Below are 8,007 nucleotides of genomic sequence, written 5' to 3'. Positions count from 1 at the left end.
CGCAACCGAGTCCGAAGGTGGCAAAACTGCTCGACGTGATCGATGAAACGGCGTGATTTTGTGTGGGTAAAGGGTGGGGATGATCTTGACGAGATCTCGCCACAACGGCTCTACCAGCCAATATGCGCGCCCGAAGGGATTCGAACCCCTAACCTTCTGATCCGTAGTCAGATGCTCTATCCGTTGAGCTACGGGCGCATTATTCAATTTTGCATCCGGGCGGGCCGGATGTGGTGCGGAGGCTCCGGGATTTGAACCCGGGAGGGGGTGTTGCCCCCAACCGCATTAGCAGTGCGGCGCCATAGACCAGACTAGGCGAAGCCTCCCGGGCCCCAAGGTCGCTCGGCGGACAGCGTACAAGGTCGGCTGGGGGCGGGGCAAAGTGCCTACCCCGGAGTGGGGAGGTGGTGCTGTTGGCCAACGCGGTAGGCCTCGGTGAGCAGGGCGGACAGCGCCGGGTCGATGTCGCTCGGGTGGGTGAGGCGGAGGGTGTGCAGGACGTTGCGGGGGGAATACCGCTCGATCTTGCGGAAGGTGGGGTGGGTCGCGGGGCGGGCCAGGACGAGGTGGCCGTCCAGCCAGTGGATGCGGGGGGTGAAGGCGGCGAAGCTCATGCGGACGTGCAGGGCGATGCGGGTCTTTTCCGGGAGGACGGTGACGGGGCCGAGCGCGCGGATGATCTCCAGGATCCGGTCGAAGGTGGCGCGGACCTGGGGTTCTTTGCCGATGAAGTGGGCCTGCACAGAGCCGAGAGGGGCGCAGGTGTGGGTCTGGTGGATGTTGGCGAACGTCCGGCCGCACTTCGGGCACGTCCAGAGCGGACCGCGGGCCATGCCGGCAGGCTAGCGTGGATGGGTGTTCACCACGCGGCCGGAGCTGAGCGGGACGTTCGGGATGGTGGCCTCCACCCACTGGCTGGCCTCGGCGGCCGGGATGGCCGTGTTGGAGGGGGGTGGGAACGCCTTCGACGCGGCGGTGGCCGCCGGGTTCGCGCTGCACGTGGTCGAGCCGCACCTGAACGGGCCGGGCGGGGAGGTGCCGGCGATCTTCGTCACCGCCGGCGACCAGCGGCCGACCGTGCTGTGCGGGCAGGGGGTCGCCCCGGCGGCGGCCACGATCGACCGGTTCGCCGGGCTGGAGCTGGTGCCCGGGACCGGGCTGCTGCCGGCGACGGTGCCGGGAGCCGTCCCAGCCTGGCTCACGCTGCTCCGCGATCACGGCACGCTGGCCCTGCGCGACGTCCTCACCTACGCGATCGGCTACGCCGAGGCGGGGTACGTGCCGATATCCGGGCTGCGCCAGACGGTCGGAGCCGTCGAGGAGATGTTCCGGAAGGCGTGGCCCACCTCCGCCGAGCAGTGGCTGCCGTTACCCGGCCCCGGCGAAGTCCAGCGGAACCGGCCGCTGGCGGCGACCTACCGGCGTCTGCTGGACGAGACGGAGGCGGTCGGACCCGATCGGGAGGCGCAGCTCGACGCCGCCATCACGGCCTGGTCCGAGGGATTCGTGGCCGAGGCGATCGACACGTTCTGCCGCACCCCCGTCCTGGACGACTCGGGTGAACCGCACGCGGGCCTGCTGACCGGCCAGGACTGTGCCGCCTGGCGCCCGAGCTACGAGGCCCCGGTCAGCCTGCGGACCAACGGCTGGACGGTCTACAAGGTCGGGCCCTGGTGCCAGGGACCCGTACTCCTGCAGCAACTCGCGTTGCTCGACGCACTCGGCCCCCTGCCCGATCACGGCAGCGCTGATCTCGTGCACCGGATCACCGAGGTGGCGAAGCTCGCCTTCGCCGATCGGGAGGCCTGGTACGGGGAGGGCTCCGAGGTGTCCGTGGACGAGCTGCTCGCGGCCGGGTACGCCAAGGAGCGGGCCGCGCTGGTCGGCGCCGAGGCCAGTCTCGAGCTGCGGCCGGGCGCCCCCGGTGACCGCACCCTCCGGCTGCCCCGCTATCTCACCACCCAGCGGCCGGAGGCGGCCTCCGCTCAGCTGGGCGCGCTAGGCGATCCGACGGTGTCCCGGCACGGCACCACCCGCGGCGACACCTGCCATCTCGACGTGGCCGACCGCTGGGGCAACATGATCTCGGCGACCCCGTCCGGCGGCTGGCTGCAGAGCTCGCCGACCATCCCCGCGCTCGGCTTCTGCCTGGGCACCCGGGGACAGATGTTCTGGCTGGAGGAGGGATTGCCGGCGTCGCTGGTGCCGGGCCGGCGCCCACGCGCCACGCTGACCCCCTCGTTCGCCCGCCGCGACGGTCGCCTGCTGGCGTTCGGCACCCCCGGCGGTGACCAGCAGGACCAGTGGCAGCTCGGCTTCTTCCTCAACCACGCGGTGTTCGGGCTTGACCTGCAGGCGTCGATCGACGCGCCGGCCTGGCACACCACGGCATTCCCGTCATCGTTCTACCCGCGCACCACCGTGCCGGGCGGACTCGTCGCCGAGTCGCGGTTGGGCGAGCCGGTGCTGGCCGAACTGGCCCGGCGCGGTCACCGGGTCACGGTGTCCGACGGATGGTCGCTCGGGCGGCTCTCCGCGGTGGCCCGGGACGAGGACGGGTTGCTGCGGGCAGCGGCGAATCCCCGGGGGATGCAGGGATACGCGGTCGGCCGATAGCGGTTCACCGCCGCGCTGGTTCCGGCCCGGTCATGACCCGGCCGCCGATCGCCGAGACCGGGCGACCGTCCACCACGGCGATCACGACCGCGGCGGAAGCGTGGGCGCTGGGAACCGAGACAGTCACGGACACGGCGTCGCGGGTGCGGGGTGAGACCAGCGTGCACGGCACCCGCGGACCGCCAGGCGGGGTGGCCGCGGACGTCCGCACCTCGCTGCGCCGCCAGTCCAGGGTCGCGGCCCGCTCGCCGAGCCATTCCTCGAACGCGCGCACCGAGGGCGCCGCGCGAACGGCCGTGATCAATGCGGTGCGCTCGTGGGCGTCGATCGGCGCCGAGGCGGGCAGGTCCACCCCGGCCAGCCGGGACTCGATCCGGCCGAGCAGAAGCCAACCGGAGGGCCAGATTCGGCCGCTGAACGCGGTGATCACCACCACGGCGGCGGCCAGGCCCAGCGACCACAGCACCGCCTCCGTGCTCCACCAGGTCCCGGCCGGCGAGGTCAGCTCCAGCACGAAGAGTGCGACGGCGAGCACGGCCAAGGCGAGTGCGCGGCCGAACTCCGCGCCGCTCGCGGTCCGGTCGGAGAACGAGGCGAAGCAGCCGCACGAGGTCCCCTTGCGGATCGCGATCCCCACCACGACAACGAATCCGAGGTAGAGCGCGGCGCTGACACCGACCACGGCGACGACCGGCCGGGCGGCGGTGGCCAGCAGACCGGCACCGACGAGCAGCTCGACGCCACCGACGACCGGCGCGGCCACCGCGGCGAACAGCTCCCGCCGGTTGAGGTGTTTGGGCAGCAACCGGTACACCGCATGGGCGAATGCCTTGGGCCGCATCAGTTTCAGCCCGCCGGCCACGATCAGCAGGCCGGCGAGGAGCAGCCCCGCTCCACCCGCGAATCCAGCCATGCGCACATCGTCGCCCGGCCGGTCCCGCTCGGGAAAGGACTGTCCGCCCTGACTGCCCGAAAGGGCCGCCAGGTCCGCCCGATGCGAGAGACCGAACGGCGATGGTCACCCTCCGGTGGCATACCTAGTTTTTGATCACTGGGTCGCAGGCGGACCCAGTCTCAGCTCCGATCCGAGGAGAACCCACGATGGCCGACGAGCAGGTTCAGATCGACTGGGCGCAGCTGCCGACCCTGAGTGCGCACTGGCAGGCGAGCGGCGACGACGCCTATCTGCAGCAGCAGCTCGGCATCGACATGTCCCAGGAACAGTCCCAGGCCCAGGACCAGTCCGTCCAGATCGACTGGGCGCAGCTGCCAACGCTGAGTGCGCACTGGCAGGCGAGCGGCGACGACGCCTATCTGCAGCAGCAGCTCGGCATCGACATGTCCCAGGAACAGTCCCAGGCGTGACGAGAACGCGGAACCGACCCGACAGAAGGAGAACTTACGATGGCATGTGAGAGCGAGTGGAGCGAGGTCGGCGCCGCGCTGGTCGGCTTCGTGGCCGCATGCGCGACGGTCGAGACCGGCATCGGCGCCGTCGCCTGTGCCGCCGCCGGCTGGGCGTACTACAACGCGGTCGTCAAGCTGGACGAGTGCCGAAAGCAGAACGGTCTCGCCGCCATCGACCCGTCCGTGATCAGCAACCTGTACGCGGAGGCCCAGCACATCCAACAGGTCGCCGACAACGCTCAGACCGCCATGGCCTGAGCGGCGGACGCGCCTGGGCGCCCCGGCTGGACTCCCCTCAGCCGGGGCGCTCCGGTGTCGCCAGCTCCAGGAACGGCCGCAGCGAGTCCGGGTTGGCCAGTGCGTCGCGGCTCACCGCGCGTTCCGGTGCGATACCGGCGAGGATCTTCTTCACCGGGACCTCGCACTTCTTTCCGTTGAGAGTGCGGGGAATCTCGGTGACCACGATGAACCGGTTGGGCACGTGCCGGGGGGAAAGCGCGCCGCGCAACTCGGTGCGCAGCCGAGGTTCCACAGTGGACAACTCGGCTTCCGGTGCGAGCACGAGGAAGCACAGCAGCTCACCGTCGGGCGTCACGGCACCGGAGGTGTCGATCACGAGCGAGTCGAGCACCTCGTCGAAGCCCTCCACCACTCGGTAGAACTCGCTGGTGCCCATCCGCACGCCGCCGCGGTTGAGGGTCGAGTCGCTGCGCCCGTAGATCACCGCGGAGCCGCGGTCGGTGATCAGAATCCAGTCGCCGTGCCGCCAGATTCCGGGATATGTCTCGAAGTACGCCTCGCGCAACCGGCTGCCGTCCGGGTCGTTCCAGAAGAACACCGGCATCGACGGCATCGGCCGGGTGATCACCAACTCGCCGACCTCACCGGTCACCGGCTCGCCGGTCTCGTCGTAGGCGAACACCGCGGCGCCGAGCGATCGGCAGGACAGCTCACCGAGCCACACCGGAACGTCGGGCGACGAGCCGACGAACGCCGTGCACAGGTCGGTGCCGCCGGACACCGAGCATATCTGCACGTTTCCGCCGATCTCGTCGGCGAGCCAACGAAACCCCTCGGGTGTCAGCGGCGCGCCGGTCGAACCGATGGCCCGCAGCGCGGACAGGTCGAACTCCCTGGCCGGACGCAGGTGCCTCTTGAGGCACGACTGGATGTAGGGCGCGGACGTGCCGAAGTAGGTCACCCGGTGCTGTTCGGCCAATCGCCACAGCGTGGTGAGCTCGGGATGCGCCGGGCTGCCGTCGTAGAGCACGATCGTGCACCCGACGAGCAGGCCGGAGATCAGGAAGTTCCACATCATCCAGCCGGTGGTGGTGAACCAGAAGAACCGCTCCCCCGGGCCGAGATCGCAGTGCAGCGCCAAGTTCTTCAAATGCTCAAGCACGATTCCGCCGTGGCCCTGCACGATCCCCTTGGGCAGCCCCGTCGTGCCGGACGAGTAGAGCACCCAGAGCGGATGGTCGAACGGCACCGCGTCGAACGCCAGCTCGACGCCGACGTTGGGGCGCAACAGATCCGCCCAGCGCACCACCGGGTGTGGGGCGTCGGGTAGGCTCGCGTCCTCGGACAGGTAGTCGATCAGCACGGTGGCCTTGAGACTGGGAATCGACGCCCGGAGCCGTTCCACCGTCGGGCGGACGTCGAACGACCGTCCATTGTAGACATAACCGTCGACGGTGAACAGCACGGTCGGCTCGATCTGGGTGAACCGGTCGGCGACGGCGCGCGCGCCGAAGTCGGGCGAGCAGGACGACCAGATGGCGCCGATGCTGGCCGTGGCGAGGAAGGCGACCAGGGTCGGCGGCGCGTTGGGGGCCAGCGCGACCACCCGGTCACCCCGCCGGACACCCAGGTCCAGCAATCCGGTCCGGACCGCGGCCACCTGCTGGCGCAGCTCGCCGTAGCTCCGCCGGGCGGACGAACCGTCCTCCCGCTCGAACACCACGGCGAGGTCGTCATCGCCCTTGCCGGGCCCTGGCCGCAGCGCGTGCTCGGCGTAGTTCAGCGTGGCACCGGGAAACCAGGTGGCACCCGGCATCGTGTCCGACTCCAGCACCCGGGTGGGCGCGGCGTGGAACCGGACGTCGAGGAACTCCGCCGCGGCGCCCCAGAAGCCCTCGATATCGGTGGTGGACCATCGCCACAGCGCGTCGTAGTCCGGCAGATCCGGCCCGTTGCGCTCACGCAACCAGTCCCGGAACGACGCCACCCTGGTCGCCCGCATCCGCTCGGGATCGGGCTGCCACAACACCTCGGTCATGCCATCAGTTTCTACACCCGCAGCCCGGCGACCAGCTCGGTCAGGCGCCGGCTGAGCCGGCCGGAGTCGCCGGGCGCGCAGGTCAGCCACTCGGCGCCGTCCCGCCGGCGCTCCGCGAAGACCAGGTAGCGGCCGGCCTCGGTGTCGAACCAGTTGAGCACCGGGGTTCGGGTGCGCCGGCCCATCCGGTCGACCGTGTTGGCGGCGAGCTGCCCGCCGCCGCTGCGGGCGGACTCGAGCAGCGTGGACAGCCCGCGCAGCTCGCGCCCGGTGATCCCGCCGGCCCGCAGGGCGGTCTCCAGCGCCAGGTGGCCGCCGCTGGCATAGGCGCGGACGGCCTCGTCGAACAGCGCGGTGGGTAACCCGATCGGATCGCCGGGGCCGGGCTTCTCCTCGGCCACCAACGCCATCACCGCGGCCACCACGTCGCCGCCGCGCACCGGTTCGAGCCGCACCTCCGCGTCGGTCTGCACGAGCAGCAATCCGGCATCGCCGCGCCCGGCCGCCGCGAGGATGCGCTGCTGTTCCCGGCCGGAGAGCAGTCCGTCGATGGTGAACCGGTTGCGGACCAGCAGGACCAGCAGATCCTCCAGCCGGGGGCGCAGGTCGGTGCCGTCGTGCAGGCCGCGGTCGGCGAGGCTCTGCCACACCTGCTCACGCAGCACGGCGCGCTCGTCCGTGGTCGCCCCGAAGACCGGGACGGTGATCGGGTAGGGCCGCTCGCCGAGGCCGAGCCGCTCCCAGACGATGTCGAACTCGACGTGCGACATGCGCACCGCGGTGGTCACCCGGGCAAGGATGCCAGGTTTCACCGCAGTACCAACTGCGCGATGGCGGCGAGGCCGACGACCACGATGATCGCGCGCAACCAGGTGGCCGGGAGCCTGCGGCCGACCCGGGCGCCGAACTGACCGCCGACGATGGAGCCGGCCGCGAGCAGCAGCACCGCGAGCCAGGCCACGTCGGCGACGAACACGAAGACGATGCCGGAGGTCAGGTTGGCGACCGCGGCGAGCACGTTCTTGATGGCGTTGATCCGCTGCAGGGCCTCGTCCATCAGGATGCCCATCAGCCCGAGCAGCACGATGCCCTGCGCCGCGCCGAAGTATCCGCCGTAGACCCCGGTGGCGAAGATCCCGAGCAGCAGCGGCAGGCCGCCGTGCGGGTGGCGCTCCCGCGGCCGGGCGGCGAGCCGGCGGGCCAGCCATGGTTGCAGCACCACCAGCACGAGGGCGACGGCGATCAGGGCCGGCACGATCGCTTCGAACGCGCTCGCCGGCAGCACCAGCAGCAGTACCGCGCCGAGGACGCCACCGATCGCGGACGCGGCACCGAACCGCACCAGCCGGCCGGTCTGGCCGACCAGCTCACGGCGGTAACCGATCGCGCCGCTCACCGAGCCCGGCACCAGGCCGAGCCCGTTGGACACGTTGGCGACCACCGGCGGGTAACCCACGGCCAGCAGCACCGGGAAGCTGATCAGCGTTCCGGAACCGACCACCGTGTTGATCCCGCCGGCGAGCACCCCGGCGAGAGCGACGAGGATCGCTTCGAAGGGGGTCACCGCACGCGGGTCCGGGTGTCGGCGAGCGCGGCGTCACTGCTGGTTGCGGGCGGTCGGATGGGACGGGCGCCGGCGTCGAGCGCGGGGTCCGTGATCCGTGCGGGCATGCCGGCATCCTGACATGCCCGCCGATCGGGGGACA

General features: G+C 71.0%; 8 protein-coding genes and 2 tRNA genes. 3 read left to right on the top strand and 7 right to left on the bottom strand.

What is annotated here, in order from left to right:
• Positions 1–125: 125 nt before the first annotated feature.
• The 3 genes from VFV67_RS21890 to VFV67_RS21880 all read right to left on the bottom strand — a co-directional run bounded on the left by VFV67_RS21890 (position 126) and on the right by VFV67_RS21880 (position 833).
• A tRNA-Arg gene (locus tag VFV67_RS21890) sits at positions 126–198 on the bottom strand.
• 38 nt (positions 199–236) lie between these two features.
• Positions 237–326 (bottom strand) — tRNA-Ser (locus VFV67_RS21885).
• A 60-nt stretch (positions 327–386) separates the two neighbouring features.
• Positions 387–833 carry a DUF5655 domain-containing protein gene (locus VFV67_RS21880; RefSeq protein ID WP_326472443.1) on the bottom strand — a complete coding sequence of 149 codons (447 nt, stop codon included), beginning with the start codon at positions 831–833 and terminating at the stop codon, positions 387–389.
• 22 nt (positions 834–855) lie between these two features.
• Between VFV67_RS21880 and VFV67_RS21875 the strand changes: the two genes are divergently transcribed.
• Positions 856–2,616, top strand: coding sequence for a gamma-glutamyltransferase family protein (locus VFV67_RS21875; RefSeq protein WP_326472442.1), 1,761 nt, complete (start codon positions 856–858; stop codon positions 2,614–2,616).
• A 4-nt stretch (positions 2,617–2,620) separates the two neighbouring features.
• On the opposite strand, the gene VFV67_RS21870 is transcribed toward VFV67_RS21875, so the two are convergent.
• On the bottom strand, positions 2,621–3,529 hold the full coding sequence (locus VFV67_RS21870) for a MauE/DoxX family redox-associated membrane protein (protein WP_326472441.1): 909 nt from the start codon (positions 3,527–3,529) through the stop codon (positions 2,621–2,623).
• A 188-nt stretch (positions 3,530–3,717) separates the two neighbouring features.
• Between VFV67_RS21870 and VFV67_RS21865 the strand changes: the two genes are divergently transcribed.
• Both VFV67_RS21865 and VFV67_RS21860 read left to right on the top strand, forming a co-directional pair.
• On the top strand, positions 3,718–3,981 hold the full coding sequence (locus tag VFV67_RS21865) for a hypothetical protein (protein ID WP_326472440.1): 264 nt from the start codon (positions 3,718–3,720) through the stop codon (positions 3,979–3,981).
• A 39-nt stretch (positions 3,982–4,020) separates the two neighbouring features.
• A complete protein-coding gene (locus VFV67_RS21860; protein WP_326472439.1) occupies positions 4,021–4,281 on the top strand; it encodes a hypothetical protein in 261 nt (86 codons plus the stop codon).
• A 37-nt stretch (positions 4,282–4,318) separates the two neighbouring features.
• Here the strand turns inward: VFV67_RS21860 and VFV67_RS21855 are convergent, their stop codons facing one another.
• The 3 genes from VFV67_RS21855 to VFV67_RS21845 are packed head-to-tail and all read right to left on the bottom strand — an operon-like array spanning position 4,319 to position 7,865.
• Positions 4,319–6,301: an acetoacetate--CoA ligase gene (locus VFV67_RS21855; RefSeq protein ID WP_326472438.1), complete on the bottom strand. Its 1,983-nt coding sequence runs from the start codon at positions 6,299–6,301 to the stop codon at positions 4,319–4,321.
• An 11-nt stretch (positions 6,302–6,312) separates the two neighbouring features.
• Positions 6,313–7,089, bottom strand: coding sequence for an ESX secretion-associated protein EspG (locus VFV67_RS21850; RefSeq protein WP_326472437.1), 777 nt, complete (start codon positions 7,087–7,089; stop codon positions 6,313–6,315).
• 20 nt (positions 7,090–7,109) lie between these two features.
• Positions 7,110–7,865 (bottom strand): sulfite exporter TauE/SafE family protein, encoded by a 756-nt coding sequence (locus tag VFV67_RS21845; RefSeq protein WP_326472436.1) that lies wholly within the window; start codon positions 7,863–7,865, stop codon positions 7,110–7,112.
• Positions 7,866–8,007 lie beyond the last annotated feature (142 nt).

This window comes from Actinophytocola sp. (assembly GCF_035762905.1).
Lineage (GTDB): Bacteria > Actinomycetota > Actinomycetes > Mycobacteriales > Pseudonocardiaceae > DASYTH01.
The sequence above is the reverse complement of the archived record's forward strand: the minus strand, read 5'-3'. Positions and strand labels throughout refer to the sequence as shown.

Coding starts and splice junctions, on each gene's coding strand:
- VFV67_RS21880 (WP_326472443.1), bottom strand. CDS start 833: ATGGCCCGCGGTCCGCTCTGGACGTGCCCGAAGTGCGGCCGGACGTTC.
- VFV67_RS21870 (WP_326472441.1), bottom strand. CDS start 3,529: ATGGCTGGATTCGCGGGTGGAGCGGGGCTGCTCCTCGCCGGCCTGCTG.
- VFV67_RS21865 (WP_326472440.1), top strand. CDS start 3,718: ATGGCCGACGAGCAGGTTCAGATCGACTGGGCGCAGCTGCCGACCCTG.
- VFV67_RS21860 (WP_326472439.1), top strand. CDS start 4,021: ATGGCATGTGAGAGCGAGTGGAGCGAGGTCGGCGCCGCGCTGGTCGGC.
- VFV67_RS21855 (WP_326472438.1), bottom strand. CDS start 6,301: ATGACCGAGGTGTTGTGGCAGCCCGATCCCGAGCGGATGCGGGCGACC.